The 230-nt window shown below is 56.1% G+C and carries 1 protein-coding gene; it reads left to right on the plus strand.

Annotation, left to right across the window (positions count from 1 at the left end; translation table 11 throughout):
- On the plus strand, positions 1–225 hold a 225-nt coding region (locus tag AC1RO3_RS09485), incomplete at its 5' end, for a hypothetical protein (RefSeq protein WP_289873990.1).
- Between the last annotated feature and the right edge of the window lie 5 nt (positions 226–230).

Raw genomic sequence — 230 nt, forward strand, 5'->3', positions numbered from 1 at the left:
CTGTACGACATGTACTACGGTAACGACTATTCGGAGCCCGTCATTGTCTGCCTCGAACGTGAGGATGGCACACGCTACATTCCGCCGAAACTGTGGGCCTATTCCAAGGTGCACGGCGGTTGGGTCGAAGCCGATCTGCGTGAGGGCATGTACCCAGAAAACTATGAGGATCAGGGTTACGTTGTTGCTTGGCACCCGATCCCTGACATCTCGGAGGTCCTGTGAGCCAG

This window comes from Dellaglioa sp. CoH-57-MRSF-19, assembly GCF_056781975.1.